Origin of the sequence: Novosphingobium rosa NBRC 15208, assembly GCF_001598555.1 — a bacterium.
GTDB lineage: Bacteria > Pseudomonadota > Alphaproteobacteria > Sphingomonadales > Sphingomonadaceae > Novosphingobium > Novosphingobium rosa.
Map to the genome: position 1 here is coordinate 1 of NZ_BCZE01000059.1, position 21,086 is coordinate 21,086.

General features: G+C 67.8%; 20 protein-coding genes. 15 read left to right on the forward strand and 5 right to left on the reverse strand.

Annotation, left to right across the window (positions count from 1 at the left end):
* Window positions 1–38: 38 nt before the first annotated feature.
* Window positions 39–1,331 carry an MFS transporter gene (locus SR3_RS20725; RefSeq protein WP_068090282.1) on the reverse strand — a complete coding sequence of 431 codons (1,293 nt, stop codon included), beginning with the start codon at window positions 1,329–1,331 and terminating at the stop codon, window positions 39–41.
* Between the two features lie 238 nt (window positions 1,332–1,569).
* Between SR3_RS20725 and SR3_RS20730 the strand changes: the two genes are divergently transcribed.
* Entirely contained in the window at window positions 1,570–2,577 is a 1,008-nt protein-coding gene (locus tag SR3_RS20730) for a VOC family protein (RefSeq protein ID WP_068090283.1), read from the forward strand.
* Between the two features lie 224 nt (window positions 2,578–2,801).
* Here the strand turns inward: SR3_RS20730 and SR3_RS20735 are convergent, their stop codons facing one another.
* On the reverse strand, window positions 2,802–4,562 hold the full coding sequence (locus tag SR3_RS20735; RefSeq protein WP_307563115.1) for a diguanylate cyclase: 1,761 nt from the start codon (window positions 4,560–4,562) through the stop codon (window positions 2,802–2,804).
* Window positions 4,563–4,804: 242 nt separating this feature from the next.
* The gene (locus SR3_RS20740; protein WP_068090284.1) at window positions 4,805–5,728 is read right to left on the reverse strand and encodes a dioxygenase family protein; all 924 of its coding nucleotides are present in this window, start codon (window positions 5,726–5,728) and stop codon (window positions 4,805–4,807) included.
* A gap of 152 nt (window positions 5,729–5,880) precedes the next feature.
* On the opposite strand from SR3_RS20740, the gene SR3_RS20745 reads away from it, so the two are divergent.
* The 8 genes from SR3_RS20745 to virB11 are packed head-to-tail and all read left to right on the forward strand — an operon-like array spanning window position 5,881 to window position 13,332.
* Window positions 5,881–6,465, forward strand: a complete 585-nt coding sequence (locus SR3_RS20745; protein WP_068090285.1) for a lytic transglycosylase domain-containing protein — start codon at window positions 5,881–5,883, stop codon at window positions 6,463–6,465.
* A complete protein-coding gene (locus SR3_RS20750; RefSeq protein WP_157099005.1) occupies window positions 6,462–6,764 on the forward strand; it encodes a TrbC/VirB2 family protein in 303 nt (100 codons plus the stop codon). The genes SR3_RS20745 and SR3_RS20750 overlap by 4 nt, the downstream gene beginning before the upstream one ends.
* Before the next feature lie 5 nt (window positions 6,765–6,769).
* On the forward strand, window positions 6,770–7,066 hold the full coding sequence (locus SR3_RS20755) for a type IV secretion system protein VirB3 (protein WP_068090286.1): 297 nt from the start codon (window positions 6,770–6,772) through the stop codon (window positions 7,064–7,066).
* A complete protein-coding gene (locus SR3_RS20760; RefSeq protein ID WP_068090287.1) occupies window positions 7,056–9,425 on the forward strand; it encodes a VirB4 family type IV secretion/conjugal transfer ATPase in 2,370 nt (789 codons plus the stop codon). Before SR3_RS20755 ends, SR3_RS20760 begins: the two co-directional genes overlap by 11 nt.
* Window positions 9,422–10,570: a type IV secretion system protein gene (locus tag SR3_RS20765; RefSeq protein ID WP_068090289.1), complete on the forward strand. Its 1,149-nt coding sequence runs from the start codon at window positions 9,422–9,424 to the stop codon at window positions 10,568–10,570. The genes SR3_RS20760 and SR3_RS20765 overlap by 4 nt, the downstream gene beginning before the upstream one ends.
* Window positions 10,567–11,271: a TrbG/VirB9 family P-type conjugative transfer protein gene (locus SR3_RS20770; protein WP_068090292.1), complete on the forward strand. Its 705-nt coding sequence runs from the start codon at window positions 10,567–10,569 to the stop codon at window positions 11,269–11,271. Before SR3_RS20765 ends, SR3_RS20770 begins: the two co-directional genes overlap by 4 nt.
* 10 nt (window positions 11,272–11,281) lie before the next feature.
* Window positions 11,282–12,361: a TrbI/VirB10 family protein gene (locus tag SR3_RS20775; RefSeq protein WP_068090354.1), complete on the forward strand. Its 1,080-nt coding sequence runs from the start codon at window positions 11,282–11,284 to the stop codon at window positions 12,359–12,361.
* The gene (virB11, locus tag SR3_RS20780) at window positions 12,358–13,332 is read left to right on the forward strand and encodes a P-type DNA transfer ATPase VirB11 (protein WP_068090295.1); all 975 of its coding nucleotides are present in this window, start codon (window positions 12,358–12,360) and stop codon (window positions 13,330–13,332) included. The genes SR3_RS20775 and virB11 overlap by 4 nt, the downstream gene beginning before the upstream one ends.
* Before the next feature lie 30 nt (window positions 13,333–13,362).
* On the opposite strand, the gene SR3_RS20785 is transcribed toward virB11, so the two are convergent.
* A complete protein-coding gene (locus SR3_RS20785) occupies window positions 13,363–14,115 on the reverse strand; it encodes a response regulator (protein WP_068090296.1) in 753 nt (250 codons plus the stop codon).
* A gap of 350 nt (window positions 14,116–14,465) precedes the next feature.
* On the opposite strand from SR3_RS20785, the gene SR3_RS31495 reads away from it, so the two are divergent.
* The 6 genes from SR3_RS31495 (at window position 14,466) to SR3_RS20810 (ending at window position 20,191) form a co-directional block, all read left to right on the forward strand.
* A complete protein-coding gene (locus tag SR3_RS31495; RefSeq protein ID WP_157099006.1) occupies window positions 14,466–14,609 on the forward strand; it encodes a hypothetical protein in 144 nt (47 codons plus the stop codon).
* A gap of 82 nt (window positions 14,610–14,691) precedes the next feature.
* A complete protein-coding gene (locus SR3_RS20790) occupies window positions 14,692–16,689 on the forward strand; it encodes a sensor histidine kinase (protein ID WP_068090298.1) in 1,998 nt (665 codons plus the stop codon).
* Window positions 16,686–17,642: an autotransporter outer membrane beta-barrel domain-containing protein gene (locus SR3_RS20795; protein ID WP_068090300.1), complete on the forward strand. Its 957-nt coding sequence runs from the start codon at window positions 16,686–16,688 to the stop codon at window positions 17,640–17,642. The genes SR3_RS20790 and SR3_RS20795 overlap by 4 nt, the downstream gene beginning before the upstream one ends.
* Window positions 17,643–17,844: 202 nt before the next feature.
* Entirely contained in the window at window positions 17,845–19,239 is a 1,395-nt protein-coding gene (locus SR3_RS20800; protein WP_068090302.1) for a DUF2029 domain-containing protein, read from the forward strand.
* An 89-nt stretch (window positions 19,240–19,328) separates the two neighbouring features.
* Window positions 19,329–19,826, forward strand: a complete 498-nt coding sequence (locus SR3_RS20805; protein WP_068090304.1) for an SRPBCC family protein — start codon at window positions 19,329–19,331, stop codon at window positions 19,824–19,826.
* Window positions 19,826–20,191: an ArsR/SmtB family transcription factor gene (locus tag SR3_RS20810; RefSeq protein ID WP_068090306.1), complete on the forward strand. Its 366-nt coding sequence runs from the start codon at window positions 19,826–19,828 to the stop codon at window positions 20,189–20,191. Before SR3_RS20805 ends, SR3_RS20810 begins: the two co-directional genes overlap by 1 nt.
* Before the next feature lie 82 nt (window positions 20,192–20,273).
* Here SR3_RS20810 and SR3_RS20815 read toward each other — a convergent pair whose 3' ends face one another.
* Window positions 20,274–20,960 (reverse strand): GntR family transcriptional regulator, encoded by a 687-nt coding sequence (locus tag SR3_RS20815; RefSeq protein ID WP_068090307.1) that lies wholly within the window; start codon window positions 20,958–20,960, stop codon window positions 20,274–20,276.
* Window positions 20,961–21,086 lie beyond the last annotated feature (126 nt).

Here is a 21,086-nt window from a genome sequence, read left to right on the forward strand (position 1 = left end):
CAAAGGGCTATAGCCCTTTGCCCGCCGGAGGCCCCATCTTACGCCTTAGCGTTAGGGCTGGCGTAGTTGAACTTCGGCATCAGCGCGACGCACAGCACGGACAGGCTCATCGCTGTGCCCACCAGCCAGATCCCGGGAGCATAGGTGCCGAAATGGTCGCGGATATAGCCGAGCAGGATGACGCCGGTGCCATTGCCCGCCGCGCTGGCCGCGAAGGTCAGGCCGTAGATGGCTCCGAACGCCTTCAGCCCGAAATAGCGCGAGACGAGATAGGCATTCTGGCTGATCTCTCCGCCCAGACCCAGGCCCATCAGCAGCGCGCCGGGGATCAGGACCGCCGGATTGTTCTGCGAGTGCACCACCAGCACGCCAAACAGCGCGCAGACGAAATAGGGCAGCACCACGCGCGGCGAATTGAAGCGGTCGGCGAAGAAGCCGGAGGACAATTGCCCGATGATCACCCCCGCAAAGGCGCAGCTCATCACGGTGGTGGCGGTGTCGATGGGCAGGCCGCGCTCGGTCAGCAGGGGGACGGCATGCTGCATCGTGGCCAGCAGCGCCATCGATCCGAAGGCAATGGCGAAGAACACCAGATAAAAGGTGGGCCGGCGCAGCGCCTCGCCCCGCGTCAGGCCCTGTTGGCCCAGACGGGTGGCGGGGGTTTCCTCGCCGTCTTCCTTCAGCCTGGCGGCCATGCTTTTGGGGCTGTGGGCCAGCAGAAAGACCATGGGGAAGCCGATGGCCAGCACGATCAGGCCGATGCCGATATAGCCGCCGCGCCAGCCATAGGTGGCGATCAGCCATTGCGTCAGCTTGGGCATGATGGTCTGCCCCAGCCCCGCGCCCAGCGCCACGCAGACGCCCAGCACCAGCCCGCGGTTGCGGTCGAACCACAGGGACACCAGCTTGGCATAGGCGGGCGAGGCATGCATCGAGACCGGCAGGGCCATCAGCATCTGGAAGGCCAGAAAGTGCCAGCCGGTCTGCATCTGGCTCATGGCGATGAAGGTTGCGGCAAAGATCAGGATGCCGGGCAGCACCACCTTGCGCAGCCCGAAGCGGTCGATCATGCGCCCGCCGATCGGCACCAGCAAGGCATTGAGCCACAGCGATACGGCCAGCGCGAAAGAGATGTTGGTGCGCGAGGTGTGCAGCGCATCGGGCAGCAGGCGCAGGAAGTTGCTGTTGGTGGCGGCCACCATCACATTGGGGCCGGTGAGGAAGCCGAACCAGGCTCCGGCCGCTGCCAGCAGGGCGGGGCGGGTGAATTCGCCGGATGCGCCAGCAGCGCTTCCGGAACTTCCGGCCAGGGGCGAGGGGGCCGAGGACATTGTCAGACATTCTCCCGTTTTTATCGGCCGCGCTGTTGTGCGATGCGACACTTGCGGCAGTGCTGCCATGCCTTGGGCGCCGCGCCAAGCACTCAAAAACGTATAGCTGATTAATTCTCTATGGTGATAATTTATCCTTGTGAGCGCCCTTCCGCCATCGCAATGAACCTCTCGGGCCATCGCGGCACGCCGCCCCCTCGCAAGGGCGCCGGCCATGGCGTTTTGGGAGAAACAAGATATGCCGATCCTGGGCATTGAAAGTGTTGTGTATGGCGTGGAGGATCTGGCGCTGTGCAACCGGTTCTGGTCGGACTATGGTCTGGTGCGCAGCGATGACGGCGCCGCCGACGAACCTAGCGAGTGGACGCTGCCCTCCGGTTCGCGCATGATCATGCGGGCCATCGACGACCCGGCCCTGCCGCCCGCCTATTTCGAGGGCTCGGGCGTGCGCGAATGCTTCCTCGGCGTGGACAGCGCGGCCTCGCTGGAGCGGCTGGTGCGAAAGCTGTCGGTGGACCGCGACGTGCGGCGCGACGCCGATGGCACGGCGCATTTCATCGATCCCGATGGCAATCCGATGGGGCTGCGCGTCTGGGCCAAGCGGCCGGTGATGTGCCGCCCCGATCCGGTCAATGCGCCCGACCATATCCAGCGGCTCAACCAGCATCGCAAGTGGCGCAGCCGCGCCCTGCCGCGCACCATCAACCATATCGTCTATTTTTCCGACGATTACGTTGGGGCCTATGAGTTCTATCGTGATCGCCTCGGCTTCCGCATGGCCGATCACTCCAAGGCCAATGGCATCTTTGCCCGTGCGGACGGTACTTATGAACATCACACGATGTTCTGGCTGACCACGCAGCATCCCGGAACCAGAGGCAAGCGTGGTTACGCCCATATTGCCTTCGGTCTGGAAGATATCGACGAGGTGATGGTCGGCGCCAATTACATGTCGGATCAGGGGTGGACGTATGAGCGGCCCTTCGCCGCGGCGTTGAACCGGCATCGTATTTCCTCAGCCATGTATTATTACTTCCCTTGCCCGGCGGGCGGGGATGCCGAATATCATGCCGATACCGATTATCTCGATGATGGCTGGATCCCGCGCGTGTGGGAGATGATGTTCGGCGCGGCGATCTGGCAGACGGATTCGCCCGGTTTCTACGGGCAGCGCGGCATCACATGGGAGGTGGCGCTCGATCCGGACGAAGCTTCGCTTGAGGCCTTTCGCGATTTCGGAAAATGATCAGACGGTGAAGGAAAGGGCTGCCAATGTTCTGGATCGGCAGCCCTATGCGGATGAATGAGGGAAAAGGGTGGTGATCGTCAGGATCATACGCGCCAGCCCCATTGCCGATGCCACTTCCGGGGGAAGCGGCAATGGTCAAGCTTTGGGGGTTGGGCTCCGCGAGCGATGCCATTGGCCTTGACAGCTGGCACCGGCAACACGCAGCGACACCTCGGCGGCTTTCAGCCCTGGGCCTGATCCAATCTGGGTTGGGCGCAGACCACCCTGTTGCGCCCGGCCTTTTTCGCCTGCAGCAAAGCAGCGTCGGCTGTCTGGAGAACCTTGTCAGGCCCACAGATGTCCGGCGTGCCCGACACTCCGAAGGAAGCGGTTACCGCCCCCAGATCGCGGCCCTCCACGCGCAGCCTGAGATCGCCGATCCGCCGACGCATCGTCTCGGCACGGTCGCTGGCCTGCTCCACGCTCATGCCGGGCAGCAGCAGCAGAAATTCCTCGCCGCCGATCCTTGCGGCAAAGCCGCCATCCCGCAGGCTGCTCTTCAGCACCATCGCCACTTCGCGCAGCACCTCATCGCCCGCGTCATGGCCATAATCATCGTTGAAGCGCTTGAAATGATCCACATCGATCATGATGCAACCAAGCGGATGCCCGCGCCGCTGAGCGATGGCGATCTCCGCTTCCAGCACGGCCTCAAGATGGCGGCGGTTGGCCAGCCCGGTCAGGGGATCGGCCATGGCCATGGTGCGCAAGGCATCCCTCAGGCGAAGATTGGACACGGCCAGGCCGATGTTCTCGGCCAGCACCGTGAGATAGGCCTCGGAGGTCGCGTTGGTCTCCCCGGTGCGCCGGCGTTCAAGATACAGCAGCCCCAGCGTTTCGCGCTGGGAGGTCAGGGGCAGGCAGATCGAATCCACCGATCGGTCACGCGCATCGATATGGCCGCAAGGGATATCGATGGTCTCGCCGCCGGGGCGATGCGGCAGGCCGCGCCGCAGCGCCCAGCAGGACAGGGGCGGGAATTCCGGTTTGGAATGCTCCGGGGAAAGCCAGCAACCGGCCTCCACCATCACCTGACGGGCCTCGTCCAGCAGATAGAGCCGGCCCGCGTAGCCCGGCGCGATCTCCGGGATAAAACATTCGATCACCGATTTGAGATCGTGAAAGGTGTCGCTGGCCTGCATGCGCTGGGTCATGCGTGAGAGCAGATCCTGCATGGCGCGATCGCTGCTGCGCTCCTGCTCCAGCCTTTGCCGCGCCAGACCATTGTCGCGGAAGGCGCGGATGGCCAGCGCCATATCGCCGATCTCGTCGACATGGGCGAACTCCGGCGGCATGGCGGCATAATCCTCCGCCGCGAGCCGGGCCACCACATCGCTCAGCTTCACCACCGGATGGATCACGCGCTTGCGGAAGATGAAATACATCACGCAGAGGAACAGGAAGGCGGTGACGGCAAGCGCCGCTTCCGAGGCCGAGCGCCACAGCCGGGACAGGCTGGTGGCGCGGGCGACCTCAGCCTCGGTGCGCTGGTCGAGGCGGTATTGGAATTGCTCGAACTGGGCATTGGCGTGATCGAGATCGCGTTCGTAGTCGGCCCCGAACACGCGGTCGACAGCGACGGCCTTGTTGCCCTGCCGGCGCGCGGTCAGGGCCGATTGCTGCTCATCCTGCAGTTCGTCCACGGACAGGATGCCTGCTTTGAGCGCGTCCAGCTCGTCGCGCGATGCGCCGGCATCCACCATATGGCGCATGCGCTCCTCAACCGAGCGCAGGCCCTGGCTTTCGCGCTGATAGGCGAGCAGATCCCGCGCATCGCCGCTGATCACATATTGCCGGGCCAGACCGCTCAGCGCGTTCTCCTGTTCAACGGTCTTCTCGGCGATCTGGTCCAGCGTGGCGCGCTGGGCAACCGCCGCGCGTTCCCCATCCTGCGCGCGCGCGGCCAGCAGCATCGTGCCCCCGGAGATGAGGGAAAGAACCACGGTCACTCCGTAAGCCCAGTTCGTGATGGTCGCCAATCTCATGAGAACCATCTACCGGCGGAATGCTGACGAGTGATTAACCATGGCACGGTATCCGTGCGGGCGCATTCCCGGAGACGGGATCGGCGGATTTACCGGCCTTCATCAAAGGCGCGGCGCTCAAAACCGGATCGGGGCGGCAAGGCTTTCCCCTCGCGCCCCGATCCTGGAGCCACATGTCCGCGCGTGGCGTCCGGATGCTCTCAGACGGCAATCCCGATCGTGGCGGTGGCCGTGTATCCGCTGGCGATGCTGCCGGACATGGTCGGCGTCTGCTGGGCCAGCACGGCGGCGCTGTTGTCGCCAAACACATTGTCCGATGACAGCGAAATGGCCGAATAATTGCTGATGCTGGCCGAATAGCGGGAATCGCCGTTGAAGATCACCGTGTTGATCGCCGCAGGCATCGCCAGTTGCGAGATCAGCGAGGATGTCGTGCCCTTGGGCGAGGTGCCGAGGCCATTCAGAAACACCTCGAAATGGATATGCGGCCAGCGGCCCGAATAGCAGGCGGGATAGATGGTGGTGAAGGTCACCTGCCCGTTGGCATCGGTCACCTGCACGCCGCGCAGATAGCTTTCGGTGGTCACGCCGCTGGAATAGAGCGAATAGCGCCCGCTCGCATCGCAATGCCACACATAGATCGCCGCGCCGGAGATCGGCGCGCAGCTTGAATTCACATTCACCAGCGTCAGGGTCAGCGTCACCTGCACGCCCGATGCCGTGGTGGTGGAGGAAATGAAGCTGGAGCGGATGTCCGAACGCACCACCCCGCTCACGGTCAGCACGTTGGAGGTGGCGCCTGCCGAGGTGTTGGTGCCGTCGGCGGGATAAGGTCCGTTGGTTTCCACCGAATCCGCCACGCAACTGCCCGAGCTGGACGAAGCGCTGCTGCTCGCCGAAGACGCCGCCGAGGAGGCGGAGGACGAACTGCTGGACGCGCTGGAGGAGGAGGAGCTGCTCGACGAGGATCCGCTGCCATCGCCGCAGGCCGCCACCGTCGCCATCGTGCCGGCCGAGGCGAACCACATCAGCGCGCGCCGCCGCCCCAGGGTGAGTTTTTCGAAGGCGGGCAGGTCGCTCATCAGACCATGAGCGTGATCCTCGTCCCTATCGCTGTCGCGCATGGGCTTTTCTCCTGAACAGTGGGTCAATCCTGCCAAGTCTTGTTCGCCCGTGTTGCCCGGGAATTTCAGAACAAGATGGCCGATCGCGCGGCGATGACTGTCTGCAACAATGCTGAAATTCCGCTGCAACCGGCTGCCGTCAACACCATAGGATGCGACATCTTATCTCTGTTCTGGCCCTATGGCTCTGCTGGCCCGATCCGGCCCATGCCGATGTGCTGGACATCGCCCCCGACGGTGCCCAAAGCTGGCGCCGGGGCGCCATGGCCGTGCAATGGCGCGAGGCAGGCGTCGAGCCCGTCGCGCAGGCCCCCGCAGCCGCCGGCCCCGCCTCCTTCGCGCCTGCCCCCTATGCCGCCACCCTGCAGGCCGCCGCCGCGCGCCAGTCGCTCAGCCCGGCCCTGCTGGAGGCGCTGATCTGGCAGGAAAGCCGCTGGCGCCCCGATGCCGTCTCACGCGCGGGCGCTGTCGGGCTGGGGCAGCTGATGCCCGCCACGGCCCGCCATCTGGGGGTGGACCCGTGCGATCCGCAGGCCAGCATCCATGGCGCGGCGCGCTACCTGCGCCAACAGATCGACCACTTCGGCGGCAATCTGGAGCTGGCGCTGGCCGCCTACAATGCCGGGCCGGGGCGGGTGGAGCGCGCGCATGGCGTGCCCGCCATCGCCGAGACCCGCGCCTATGTCCGCGCCATCACCAACCGCCTGATTGCCACCACATCCGGAGACGGCCCATGATCCGCACCATCCTGTCCCTGTCCGCCCTGCTGTGGGCCACCCCGGCTTTCGCGGCCAGTCGCGGCGGGCCTGCCGGATCGGGGCCGATCGTCTCGGCGCTGGGCTGGGTGCGCGACACGCTGCTGGGTCAGGTGGCCACCACCGTGGCGGTGATCGCCGTGGCCATGGTGGGCTTCATGATGCTGACGGGCCGCATGAACTGGCGCTTCGGGGCGACGGTCATTCTGGGCTGCTTCATCCTGTTCGGCGCGGCCAGCATCGTGGCGGGCATCCAGTCCGCCGCGGGCATGGGCGGCTGAGCGCCATGGGAGAGCGGGGGGCAGGGCTGGGGCGCGCGCCGGTGTTTCGGGTGTTGACCCGGCCACAGATGTTCGGCGGGGTCACCTTTTCCTTCTTCGTCATCAACATGGCGGCCACCACCGAGGCGTTTCTGGTGCTGCGCAGCTTCTGGGTTCTGCCGCTGGCGCTGGTGATCCATGGCGCGGGCTATCTGGCCTGCCTGCGTGAACCGCGTGTCTTCGATCTGTGGCTGACCCGCGTCAGCCGCTGCCCGCGCGTGCGCAACTGGCGACATTGGGGGTGCAATTCCTATGCGCCCTGACCGCACATGGTTGGGCCCCGCCGCATGGGCCCCACGCGAAGCCCGCGCGGGCGACCGTCTGCCCTATGCCGCCCATCTCGATCCGCAGACGCTGCGCCTGCGCGATGGGGCGCTGATGCAGGTGCTGGCGGTGCCGGGCCTGCCCTTTGAGACCGAGGATGCCGGGCATCTCGACCATATGCTGGCGGTGCGCGATGTGATGCTGCGCTCGGCGCTGGATGCGGGCTTCGTGCTGTATCACCATGTGGTGCGCCGCGCCGTCTGCGTGGCGCTGCCCGCGCGCTTCCCCGATGCTTTCTCCGCCGCGCTGGACGGGGCATGGCAGGATCAGCTTTCCCATCGCCAGCTTTTCGTCAATGAGCAGTTCCTCACGCTGGTGCGCCGCCCGCCGCGTGGCAAGGTGGGTCTGCTCGAACGCCTCGGCCGCAGGGCAGGCGGCGAGGCCGATCCCGCCCTGCGCCGCGAACTCTCCGCCGCCAGCGAGGCCCTGCTTTCCGGCCTTGCCCCCTATGGCGCGCGGCTGCTGGGTTGCCCCGATGGCCGCTCCGAGCCGCTGGAACTGCTCTCCGCGATCTACAATGGCGACTGGCAGGCGGTGGCCCGGCCCTTGGAGGGCGTCGATCTGGGCCATCATCTGCCCTATGCCCGCGTCTCCTTCGGCCTGGAGGCGCTGGAAACCCGCCGCCCCGATGGGCGCGATGTCGCGGCGATCCTCTCGATCAAGGACTATCCCGACACCACCCGCGCGGGTCTGGTGGATGCCATGCTGCGCGTGCCCGCCCCGATGGTGCTGACCCAGACCTATGCCCCCGCCGACCGGCAGGTGGCGCGCGAAAGGATCGATCTCGCCATCCGCCGCCTGACCAGCGCGGACGCCGATGCCCTGGCCGAACGCGCGCAGATGAGCGCCGCGCGCGATGCGCTGGGGCTGGGGCAGGCGGGCTTTGGCGATCATCATCTGACCGTCATGGTGCGCGCGCCAACGCTGGCCGCGCTGGAAACCGCCTGCTCTTCGGTTCGCCATGCCCTGTCCGAAACCGGCGCCATCGCCGTGCGTGAGGATGTCAATCTGGAGCCCGCCTTCTGGGCGCAATTCCCCGGCAATGAGGCCTATGCCGTGCGCCGCTCGATGATCTCCAGCACCAATGCGGCGGGGTTCCTCTCGCTGCATGGCTTTGCGCCGGGGCAGGCGCGGGGCAACCATTGGGGCGATGCGGTCAGCGTGCTGGAAACCACCAGCGCCACGCCGCGCTACATCAATTTCCATCAGGGCGATCTGGGCCATTTCACCGTGATCGGCCCCAGCGGCAGCGGCAAGACGGTGGTGCTCAATTTCCTGACGGCGCAGGCGCAGAAGGTCGCCCCGCGCACCGTCTTCTTCGACAAGGATCGCGGCGCGGAAATCTTCCTGCGCGCGATGGGCGCCCATTACACGCGGCTGGTGCCGGGCCAGCCGACGGGCTTCAACCCGCTGAGCCTGCCCGACACGCCGGGCAACCGCGCCTTCCTCCATGATTTCCTCGCCTGCCTGCTGGCCGCCAGCGATCCGGGCGAACTGGCCACCATCGCCGAGGCGGTGGAGACGCTGTACGATCACGCGCCGCCCCTGCGCCGCCTCTCGCATCTGGGCGAGCTGCTGGCCGGGCACCACCGCCCGCGCCCCGGCGATCTGGCCAGCCGCCTGGCCCCATGGGTGACGGGCGGCGCGCAGGGCTGGCTGTTCGACCATGCGCAGGACCGGCTCGACCTCGACCAGCGCGTGCTGGGGTTCGACATCACCGCGCTGCTCGATACGCCCGCCTTGCGCACCCCCGCGCTGATGTATCTCTTCCACCGTATCGAGGAGCGGCTGGACGGATCGCCCACCATGATCCTCGTCGATGAAGGCTGGAAGGCGCTGGACGATCCCATCTTCGCCGCGCGGCTGCGCGACTGGCTGAAAACGCTGCGCAAGCGCAATGCCATCGTCGGCTTCGCCACGCAATCGGCGCGCGACGCGCTGGACAGCGGCATCGCCGCCGCGCTGGTCGAGCAGACCGCCACCATGATCTTCACCCCCAACGCCCGCGCCCGGCCCGAGGATTACTGCGAGGGCTTCGGCCTTTCCGCCCATGAGCTGGAGCTGATCCGCGCCCTGCCGGTGGCGAGCCATTGCTTCCTCATCCGTCAGGGGCAGGACTCCGCCGTGGTGCGGCTGGATATGGAGGGCATGGCGCCTTTCCTCACCGTGCTGTCCGGGCGGGAGGGCAGCGTGCGCCAGCTCGATGCGCTGCGCGCCCAGCTGGGGGATGATCCCGCGCTCTGGCTGCCCGCGCTGACGGGCGCGGACTGGCCCGGCATGGCGGAGGAAGCGGCATGATCTGCCCGGCCATCGCCTCGCCCTCGGGCCTCAGCATCGCCGACAGCCTGCGTGCGGTCGACTGCCTCTCCGCGCAGGCCACGGCCAGCGCCTTTTCCCGGCTGTTCGGCACGCATGGCGCGCTGACGGCGGCGCTGACCATCGCGCTCACCCTCTATGTCGGCTTTCTGGCGCTGGGGTTGCTCAGCGGGCGGTTGACGATCGGGCTGGGCACGCTGGGGCCTCGCTTTCTGGCGCTGGGGCTGGTGCTGACCTTCGCCACCAGCTGGGCCGCCTATCAGACGGTGGTCTGGAGCGCCCTGACCGCCGGACCCGACGAACTGGCCAGCGCCATGCTGGGCATGAAGGGCAGCGCCTCCCACGCCTTCGCCGGGCGGCTGGACGATATCTTCACCGCCATCAGCGAGGCCGCCGAACGCGCCCGCGCCGCGCAGGCCGACGCCAAGGGGACCACCCCTGCCGATCTGCTGACATGGGCGGCGCTGATCTTCCTGCTGGGCACGGTGGGCGTGCTGGTCACCAGCCGGATCGTGCTGGCGGCCCTGCTGGCGGCGGGGCCGGTCTTTGTGGTGCTGGCGCTGTTTCGCGGCGGGCGCGGGCTGGCCGAGGGCTGGCTGAAGGCAACGGTGCTGTTCGCGCTGGTGCCGCTCTTCGCGGTGCTGATCGGGGTGGGCGCGGTGGGCGTGCTGGGCCCCATGGTCGAGGCGCTGGACACGGGCGAGATCGCCATGGCGCAGGCCGTGGCGGTGCTGATGGCGGCGATCGTTCACGCGGTGCTGATGGCGCTGTCCTTGAAGGTGGCGGGCCATATCACCGGGCAGTGGCGCCTCTTTACCCACGCTGTGGCGGCCCCGGCGGATGTGGCTCCGCCCTCTATGCAGATGGCGTATCACGCGCAATCGCTGGCGCAATCCTTCACCAGCCCGCGCACAGACATGGGGCCTGCCGCCGCCCCCGCGCAGGCCGACGAAAGGGTGCGCGATATGGTGACGGCTCTGGGCCGCCGCGCGGGCGGAACAACCTCATCGTCCACCACGACCATCACCACCGCCGCACCCCCCGCCAGCGCGCAGGGCACCAGCCGGGCCGCGCAGGTCGGGCGCAGCCTGCGCCGACCCACCTCCGGTCAGGAGACCCGCTCATGATCCCGCGCCATCTTGGCCCCTTGCTGGCGCTGTTGATCGCCTCTTCGGCTCAGGCCGCAGACCGCCGCGTGCTGGAACTGCCATGGCAAGCCGGCGTGGTGGTGCCGATCACCACCATGCCCGGTTTCGAGGCGACCATCGCCCTGTCTCCCGAAGAGCGGATCGAAAACATCGCCATCGGCGATTCCGCGCTGTGGCAGGTGACGCCCAACCGCCGCGCCAATCTGGTGTTCCTGAAACCCGTCAGCGCCCGCGCGCCCGTCACCAACATGACGGTGGTGACCGACCGGCACACCTATCTGTTCGAACTGCATGCCTCGGCGCGGGGCACGCCGCTCTATCACGTCAGCTTTGCCTATCCGCCCCCTCCCGTTGCGACGCCAGCCTCGCCGGACAAGCCCGCCGCGCCCGAGGAGCCCGCCGCCATGCCCCGCCTCAACTTCGCGTGGAAGCGGACCGGCGATGCCGCCCTGCTGCCCGACAGGGTGTTCGACGATGGCGCCTCGGCCTATCTCTCCTGGCCGGAGGGGCGCGATCTGCCCGCCGTGCTGGCCAGTGACGGCAAGACGGAAGGACCGGTCAATTACGCCATGCGTGACGGGCTGATCGTGATCGATGGCCTGCCGCTGCGGCTGATCCTGCGCGCGGGCAGCGCCACGGCCACGCTGGAACGCTGCTCCGATGCCGCCGCCTGCCCATGAAAGCCCCAGCATGATGAGTCCGACCCCGCTTTCCGCCCGCAATGATCCGCGCGCCAGCCTGTTGGATGAGGATCTGGCGCAGGCTGCCACCCATGGTTTCCCCGTGGTGGCCAGCGCCACGCGGCGCAGCGACAGAATGGGCCTGCTGGCCGGCGCCGCCATCGCGCTGACCTTGGGAATGGTGACCTTCCTCTCGCTGAGCCGCACCCCGGCCCCGGCGGCAGAGCCCCTCCATGAGGCTGCCGAAATCGCCGCGCCCGCGCCTGCCGCAACCTTGCCTGCGACCCCCGCACCAACGCCCGTCGCACCAGCGCCGCCCGCGCTGACCCCGGCCCAGCAGGCGGCGCTGGCCAGGGCCGGCTCCCTTGTGCCCGATCATCAGGCCTCGCCGGTGATGGTCTATGATGCACCGGGCGACAGCCTTCCGGCCCCCACCGCCAAACCCGCGACTCCCGGCACCACGCCACCAGCCGCGCCTCTGGCCGAAAACGATGCTTTTGCCAGCCGCATCGCTGGCGGCGGCGTGGAAACCGCCAGCGCCAGCCGTCTGGCCAATCCGGCATCCACCCTCACGCAGGGCACGCTGATCCCGGCCATTCTGGAAACCGCCATCGACAGCGACCTGCCCGGCTTCGTGCGCGCGGTGGTCACGCAAGATATCCGCTCTTTCGATGGATCGCAGGTGGTGGTGCCGCGCTCGTCGCGCCTGATCGGCCAGTACAAGAGCGGTCTGGCTGCCGGGCAGACGCGGGCCTATGTCATGTGGAGCCGCCTGATCCGCCCCGATGGGGTCAGCGTGGCTTTGGGCTCGCCGGCGGTGGAGTTTTCGGGCCGCTCGGGCCTGTCAGGCGAGGTCAATGGCCATTTCTTCAAACGCTTCGGCGCGGCCGCGATCCTTTCGGTGCTGGGCGGGGCGGGGGCGCTGGTGGGCTCCGGCACCAGTGTCGTGATCGGCTCCAGCGGGCAGAGCGCGGCCTCGGTCGCGGCGCAGCGCGATGCGCAGATCCCGCCCACCGTGCGCATTCGGGTGGGCACGCCGATCCGCGTGTTCATCGCGCGCGATCTCGATTTCTCGACCGTCGAGCCATGAGCGCCATCGTCGCCGAGGGCGCCTTTCTGGCCGCCGCGCTGGAGCCCTTGCGCCCCTTCCTGGACCGCGAGGAGGTGACCGAAATCCTGGTCAACCGCCCCGGCGAGGTCTGGGTGGAGGCCGCAGGGCAAGCCGCGATGGCCTGCCATGCCGTGCCCGAACTGACCGACCGCCATCTCGGTCGCCTCGCCCAGCAGGTGGCGCGCATCAGCCATCAGGGTATCAACCGCCAGATTCCCCTGCTGGGCGCGGTATTGCCCGACGGCGCGCGCATCCAGTTCGTCGCGCCGCCGGCCACGCGGCGACACTGGGCCATGGCCATCCGCCGCCATCGCCTGCCCGATCTGCCGCTGGACAGCTGGCGCCCCAAGGGCCCCTTGCTTCCGCCGCGCGCACCCCTGCCGCCCGATCGCGACGGCGACCCCATCGGCTGGCTGAAGCAGGCGGTGCGGCAGCGGCGTACCATCCTGATCGCGGGCGGCACATCGACGGGCAAGACCACCTTTCTCAACGCCCTGCTTGCCGCCGTGCCTGTGCAGGACCGCATCATCGCGGTGGAGGATACGCCGGAAATCCGCCTTTCGGCCCCCAATGCGCTGGGGCTGGTGGCGGTGCGCGAGGCTCAGGGCGAGGCGCAGGTCACCACCGGCGATCTGCTGCAGGCCAGCCTGCGCCTGCGCCCCGACCGGATCGTGCTGGGCGAAATGCGCGGGGCCGAGGCGGTGACCTTTCTGCGCGCGATCAACACCGGCCATCAGGGTTCTTTCTCCACCATCCATGCCAACAGCGCGCGCGGGGCGCTCGATCAGCTGGTGCTGATGGTGCTGCAGTCGGGGCTGGGGCTCAGCCGGGCCGATACGCTGGCCTATGCCGGATCGGTGATCGATGTGGTGGTGGTGCTGGGGCGGGACGGGGGGCAGCGCCGGATCGTCGATATCGCCTGCCTGGGCAACGGCAGCGGCGACCTCTGACCGGATCGCCGCGCCGCCTTGGGGCAAGGCCTATCCGGCGCGCTGGGTCACCACCGGCTGGAAGAGATAGCCTTCATTGCGGATCGTGCGGATCACATCCTGCCCGCCTTCGCCCATCGACAGCTTGCGCCGCAGGCGGCTGAGCTGCACGTCGATCGCGCGGTCGAACTGGTCGCTGTCTTCCCCGCGTGACCAATCGAGCAGCTGGTCACGCGTCAGCACCCGGCGCGGATGTTCGGCAAAGGCGCGCATCAGGCGGAATTCGCCATCGGTCAGGGTGATCGCCTGCCCGGCGGGATCGATCAGCAGACGCATGCCGATGTCCAGCTGCCAACCGGCGAAATGCAGCACCGGCTGGGCCGGATCCGCGGGCGCGGCCTCCGATGCCGGCGTCTGGGCGGTGGCGGAGCCCGCGCGTGCCTCGCGGCGCAGCACCGTGCGGATGCGGGCCAGCAGCTCGCGCGGGTTGCAGGGCTTGGCCAGATAGTCGTCGGCGCCCATTTCCAGCCCGACGATCCGGTCGATATCGCTGCCCACCGCGCTCAGCATGATGACGGGGGGCGCGTCCGGCCCCAGCTGGCGCAGGGCGGTCAGCCCGTCCTCGCGCGGCATCATCACATCCAGCACGATCAGGTCATAGCGCTGCTGCGCCAGCATGGCGCGCATCGTGCGGGCATCCGCGGCGGTGTCCGTGCGATAACCGTGCTTTTGCAGGAAATCGCTGATCAGGCCGCGAATGCCGTCATCGTCATCCACGATCAGGATCGAGGTATCGAGGTCCATGGTGCAAGGTGATATGTGCATCATGGAGCGATAGCAAGGCCACGCGCCAACAGCATTTCAGCCCTTTGGCCCGCTGACATCCGGGCGCGACATCCGTGAAATCCGCCTGCAACATGGGGCCCCCAGAAAAAACCCGTGCAGGCAGCTTCCTCTCTCGATCATGGCCCGTCCGCCCCTGTGGCGGGCTCTGGATCGTTGTTGACGAAGACCGCGCACTGCCTGCTTGCCGCCGCCGGGTCGATCAGGACCGGTGTCGGCGTCGGGGCCGTCGATTGGACAGGACGCGAGGTCGCACCCGTTCATGTCCGCAGGCGGCCCCGACTTTCCGGGCATGACGAAGGGACGAGGGGATGAAGGCATCGCCGAAACCGCGCCGGATCGCGCTTGCGCTGGGCTGGCTGGGAGAACCCCGCCCCGAACGCGTCGCGGCGGTCGCCACGGTGATCGGGCTGCTGGTCGCGGTGGGCATTCTCGGCGCGGTGGGGCGCGTATGACCGCCCGTGCCCGGCCCCGCTTCTGATGCCGCGCGCCAAAAGACTTTCTGTGGCCCGCCCTTCTGTGGCAGAGCAACACGCCATGAGAACGCCGCGCTTTCCCCGTCTGGCCGGGCCGCCGCTGGGTTGGCAGCTGGTCGCCATGCTGGTGTGCACGCTGGTCGCCGCGCAGCTGGTCACGCTGGCGCTGACCCTGCTGCTGCCGCCCCATCCGCCACGCCAATGGAACCTCGCTTCGGTCGCGACGGCGCTGGCCGGGCGCGGGCTGGACCCGGATCTGGAGCAGGCCCGGCTGGATGGCCCGCCCGATGTCGAGGGCACGGGCTGGCTGATGTCGCAGACCGCGCGCGAGGCGCTGGCAAAACAACTGGGCAAGCCGGTGGATGACATCGTGCTGGCCTTCTACACCCAGCTGCCGGTGGGCGGCGTGGCCATCCCCGCCCGCCAGCGGGTGCCCTTTACGACGCGCTCCGCCACCCTTTCGCCCTTCGCCGTGCCCCGCGCCTATGCGCAAGGCATGCCCGGCGGCCCCGGCGGCGGTTTCCCGGGCGGACCGCTGCCCAATGTCGGCTTCCCCGGCGGCACGTCTCCCGGCGGTTTCCCGGGCGGCATGCCCGGTGGTGGCTATCCAGGCGGCGCCAGAGGCGGCGAGCGAGGCGGCGGCATGCGCGGCCCCGGCCCGGGCGGCAACGGTGGCGCCAGGGGCGCCGGGCCCTCTCACCATGGCCTGCCGATGGGGCCGTCAGCGCCCAATCCGGCGGGCAGTGGCCCCGCGCTGGGCGCGACTGTGCTGGGTCAGCTGCGCACGCCCTTGCCGCATGAGGCTCTCGCGCCGGATCAGAGCTTGCCCGATGCGCGGGACAGTGTGGCGCCCCCGCTGCCCGCCGCGCTGCCCTCACCCTTGCCTGCCGTCGCGCCAAGGGTGGCCCCGCATGTCGAAGCCGCCCCGCTGGTGGGCGCCCGCGCAGCGCCGCCGGAGATGGCGCTTCCCGCAACGGCTCTGCCCACGGCTGCCCCCCGGGTCGCGCTGTCGCCCGCCGCCGCCCATGCCGAAAAGCCGCAGCCCATTCCCTTCCGCAGCCAGCCGCAAGGCCTGCTCGACCGCGCGACGCCGCCCTTTATCGAGGGCGATTTCATCGCCGCCGTGCGCCGCCCCGATGGGCATTGGGTGGCCGTGGCCCCGCGCGCGGAACCTTTCCCCAACCGCTGGCAGAAGCAGGTGCTGCTGTGGTTCATCCTCTCGCTGGTGATCGTCAGCCCGCTGGCGTGGTTCTTCGCGCGGCGCATCGTGCTGCCGCTTGAGGGCTTCGCGCGTGCCGCCGAGATGCTGGGGCGCGATCCTTCGGCCACCATCATCCCGCTGAGCGGCCCGGCCGAGATCGGCCGCGCGGCCCATGCCTTCAACCAGATGCACAACCGCCTGCGCGCCTTCGTCGACGATCGCACCGCCATGGTCGGCGCGATCAGCCATGATCTGCGCACGCCTCTTACGCGCCTGCGCTTCCGGCTGGAGGATGTGAGCGACGACCAGCGTCCGGCCCTGCTGCGCGAGGTGGCCGAGATGGAGGACATGATCCATGAGGTGATCGCCTTTATCCGCGATGCCTCCACGCCGGGCGCGCGCCAACGCCTCGATCTGGCCGATCTGGTGGCCGACAGCATTGCCGATGCCCGTCTGGTGGGCGCCGATGTCGAACTGATCGGGCAGGTGCCGACGATGGTGGAGGTCGATCCGGCGGGCCTGCGCCGCCTGCTGAGCAATCTGCTGGAAAACGCCGTCAAATATGGCGAGCGCGCCCGCGTGCGGGTGACGCTGGATCATGGCGAGGCGATGGCCGAAATCCTCGATGCGGGCCCCGGCATCCCCGATGAGGATATGGACCGCGTGTTCGAGCCCTTTTACCGCAGCCCCGAGGCGCGCCGTTCGGGCCGCCCCGGCAGTGGGCTGGGGCTGACGGTCTGCCGCTCGATCGCCCGGGCCCATGGCGGCGATATCCGCTTCCGCCATGGCAGCGAGGGCTTCGCCGCCGTGCTGACGATGCCTGTCGTCTATGATGCGCGGCCAAGGCTGGCGGCATGAGGCCCGAGGGGCTGGCGTGCTGGCTGGCCTTTGTCTCTGCTATGGGGCTGTCGGCGCAGGTTCGGGCGCAGACCGCCGAAATGGCCGCCTGCGCCAAAGATCCCGCCGACGAGGCCTGTCTGGCGGTGCCCGGCATGGCCGCCGATAGGCCTGCGCGCCCGCAATGGCTGGCCGGGGTGACGGCGGGCGTCGCCCCGCGTGAGGGCAATCCCACCGGCACCTATCAGGCCGCATCGCTCTATCGGCAGGTGGGGCCGAGCTATCTGCAACTGGGCCTGACCCATTACCGCACCGCCCTGCAGCAGAACGATCAGACGGTGCCCTCGGATTTTACGGTCGGCACCATCGGCTTTGGCGGCAATTACAACAATTACGTGGTCGATACCTATCTCAGCTATGGCCATCAGCGTTTTGATGACATCCGCTATGGCGATGTCAGCCGCGCCGCCGGGCAGGGTGGCAGCCCTTATTGGGGCGGCGGCGTCAGCGTCGGGCGCTTGTTCGAAGCCTCGCCCCGGATCGTGCTGACCCCCACCGCCTCGCTCTCCTATGCCTGGAGCCGTTTTCTGCTGCCCGCCCCGCTGGGTGGCGGTGGCCCCGATCTCACCTCAAGCGAGCCGACATGGACCGGTGCGTTGCGTCTGCGGCTCGACTGGCGGCCCGGGCGTGACCGCCAGACCTGGCTGGGGCTGAGCCTTGGCGGCCTGTGGTCGAACAATGCCACCTCCACCTTTGGCGGGATGGCGGGGGGCGCGTCTGGCGGCGGGGGCGGGTCTGTCCGCGCGGGAGAGATCGCCAGCGAGCATCTTCATGCCGTCTGGTCGGAAGTGGGGCTGCATGGGTCGCTGGGACTGAGCTCAAAATGGCGGATCGAGGCGGGAGCATCCCGCACGATTGCCCTGACGGCGGGCAACAGCACCAGCATCAGCCTGGGATTGCGGCGCAGTTTTTGAACCCGCCTCTCTGGCCAGACAGGCCCGGGCGGAACGCATGAGGCTGGCGCGCCAGCTGAAACATGGCTGCAATCTTACCGAAAGCCCTGCGTAACATTCGCGGTGCAGGCGCCTTGTTTTGCGTTTGCGGCGTTGCGAAGGGAGCCATCCCATCCTAGCCGTGACGCAGGCAGCCCGCCAGGGCGAGCGCCAAGGAGCGAGAATGGTCAAGGGTTTCAGGTCGATGGTGATGCTGCCGGGATCTCTGGGGCGATGCCTGTTCCGCCATCGCCTGTATGAGCCGAAACGCGCCATCGCCGTTCTGGTGGCGATCATGGCGCTGCGCGGGCTGCTGGACGATCTGTACCACGCCTTTGGCGGTCCGGGCCGGTGGAGCATGTTCTTCGATCCCGCCGATCTTTTCGGCGATTTCGCGCAGGTGGCGCTGAATTACAAATTCCTGTTCACGCAGACGCTGCTGCACGGCAGCTACCGCTCATGGCCGCAGATTTTCCAGACCTATCTGCTGCACAGCAATTACAGCAATGCAGTGGAGAATCTGGCCAATCCCAACTCCCAGATCATCAGCACGCTGCACACGCCGCCCTTCGCCACCATGACCTATCTGCTGGCGGCCAAGGCGATGGACGCCACCAGCCCGCTGACCGTGATGATTGGCTTTGTGCTGGCCTATCTGCTGGGCAGCTTGCTGGTGGTGCGCGCCTTTGCGCGGATCTGCGCGCCCACGCCGCCGCGTGCGGTGATCGGCTTCGCGGCTTTTGCGATGTGCCTGTCCTATCCGGCGATCTGGATGCTGACGCGCGCCAATGTCGCGGGTTTCGTGATGCTGCTGGTGTTCTTTTACCTGCTGACGGTGCAGAGCGGGCGCCATCGCTGGGCCGGCTGGCTGGCGCTGGGCGTGGCCTTGAACATGCGGCCCGAACCGGCGCTGCTGGTCCTGCTGGAACTGCTGGGCGACGCCAGCTGGCCGCGCAGGCTGCTGCGCATGGCGGCGCCGGGGCTGATCGCCCTTGCGGTGCTGGCGGTGAGCTACCATCAGGCCCATGCCATGTACCCCGATTACACGCCCGAGCATATCCGGCAGGGGATCGCGCTTTACAATCGCACCTATGCCAATGGCCATCTGGGCGATGACTGGAACGTATCGCTGCTGATTTTCCCGCGCATGCTGCGCCGGATGGCGGGGTTGGCGCCGCGGTGGGATGTGGTCTCGCAACAGGTGCTGTTCGCCGCCGGAGCGGTGGCGCTGATCTGGGGCGCGCGCCGCGCGGCGCAGCGACAGCTGACGTGGTTCGAATGGCTGTTTGTGCTCACGGCCCTGCCGCCCATGTCCTTGCCGGTGATGGGCTATTACCATCTCTCGCGCATTCTGCCGCTGATCGTGCTGCTGGTGCTGGATCTGGCGCGCAATCCGCCCGAGGCTGACGATCGGCGACTGGTCCTGCTGGGGCTGTCGGGACTGATCGCCTCGCCGCTGATGAATCCGGACGCGCAGGGGCCTGTGGTGGCCGTGCTGCTGCTGACGGGCTGCCTGTTTGTCGTTTCGGGCCGCCAGCAGCCGGTGAGCAGGCTGACGCTGGTGCCTGCTGCGGCCTGACCTTCGACAGAGGCTGTCACCTCAGGCGCAACCAGATGATTGCGCCTGAGGTGGGGTTGGGTTATCAAGAGGCAACCAGGAGGTTGCTTATGAACACCGATCAGGTCGAGAAGCAGATTGTTCTTCGCGCATCGCGGGAGCGCGTCTGGCAGGCGATCAGCGATTCCGCGCAATTCGGCATATGGTTCGGCGTCGCCTTCGACGGGCCTTTCGCGGCAGGGCAGGAGATCGTCGGCAGGATCGTGCCGACCCAGGTCGATCCCGCGGTGGCCGCCTTGCAGGAGCCGCATCGCGGCGCGGCCTTCAAGGTGCTGGTCGAGCGCATCGAGCCGATGCAGACCTTCGCCTTCCGCTGGCACCCCTTCGCCATCGATCCGGCCCATGACTATGAGGCCGAGCCCATGACGCTGGTGACCTTCACCCTGAGTGATGCCGAAGGGGGCGTGCTGCTCAAGATCACTGAAACCGGTTTCGATCGGCTGCCGCTGGCCCGCCGGGCGATGGCCTGGCAGGCCAATGATGGCGGATGGGCGCATCAGACAAGGCTGATCGCGCGCTATCTGGCGCCTGAAGCGGGGCAGGCCTGATGCCGGAGCCGGGCGCGGGTCATCCATCGTCCGGGCCCGATGCTGTCGCCATGTTCGCCGCTTTGGGGGAGCCCTTGCGCTGGGCCATCATGGCCCGTCTTTGCGACGAAGGGCCGCTCTCGACGGTCATGCTGGGGGATGGCTGTTCCGCACTGTCGCGTCAGGGGCTTACCAAGCATCTGCAGGTGCTGGAAGGGGCGGGGCTGGTCGACAGCATGCGTCTCGGGCGGCATCGCCATTGGCAGGTCAGGGCGGATCGGCTGGCGATGGCCCGCGCCTGTCTCGATCAGGTGTCGCGGCAATGGGATCTGCGCCTGCAGCGCCTACAAAGCCATGTTGAGAACGCGCAGGGGCAGGCCGGCTGAAGCTTTGCGGGATGGCTCCGCCGCGTGGCGGGCATGACGGGGCCATCCATGGGCAGCTGGCCTGCCCGTGGTCGGGAGCCGTTTATGCCTTCGCGTCGCGTTCCGCGCACATGCTCGCCACCAGCCGTTCCATCGCGCCGGAGGCGTTGAACATATGAGCGCGCATCTGCTTGGCGGCTTCCTCGCCATCGCCGCGCATGATCGCGTCGAGCAGAGCGCCATGCTCCGCGCGGGACCGGGCCGGACGGCCATCCTCGCGCAATTGCGTGCGGCGGAAGGCGGCCATGCGGTCGCGCAATTCGGTGGCTTGCTGCGCGATGAAGCTGTTGTGCGTGCCCTCGTAAATGGCGCGGTGAAAGCGCCAGTTGAGCCGGTCATAGGCATCGATATCGCCCGCCGCGACCATCGCTGCGGACTCCTCATGCAGGCGGCGCAACTGGCTGCGCTCGATGGGGTTCATGCGATAGGTGGCGAGGCGCACGCACAGCGCCTCCATCTCGGCGGACATCTCGAACATGTCGACGATGCGCTCGGGCGTCATGGCGGCGACGATGGCGCCGCGCCGGGGTCGCATCTCGATCAGCCCGGCGGAGGCCAGTTGCCGGAACGCCTCGCGCACCGGCGTGCGGGAAGCGCCGAAACGGTCGCCGATCTGCTGCTCGTCCAGCGAGAGGCCGGGGGCCAGCACGCCGGTGGTGATCTCGTCGGCCAGCGCCATGCGGATGCGTTCGGAGAGGAGAAGGGGGCCAGGCGCACCGGCTTCGGTCATGGGCAAGGCTCTCGCATGCAATATTTTTCTCTGGACAGCTTCTTGCATGCACCGGAAACAGGATCAACCGCGCAGTGATGGGCCCGTGAGTCCCTGCCATGGCACAAGATTTGAAAGCACAAGAGA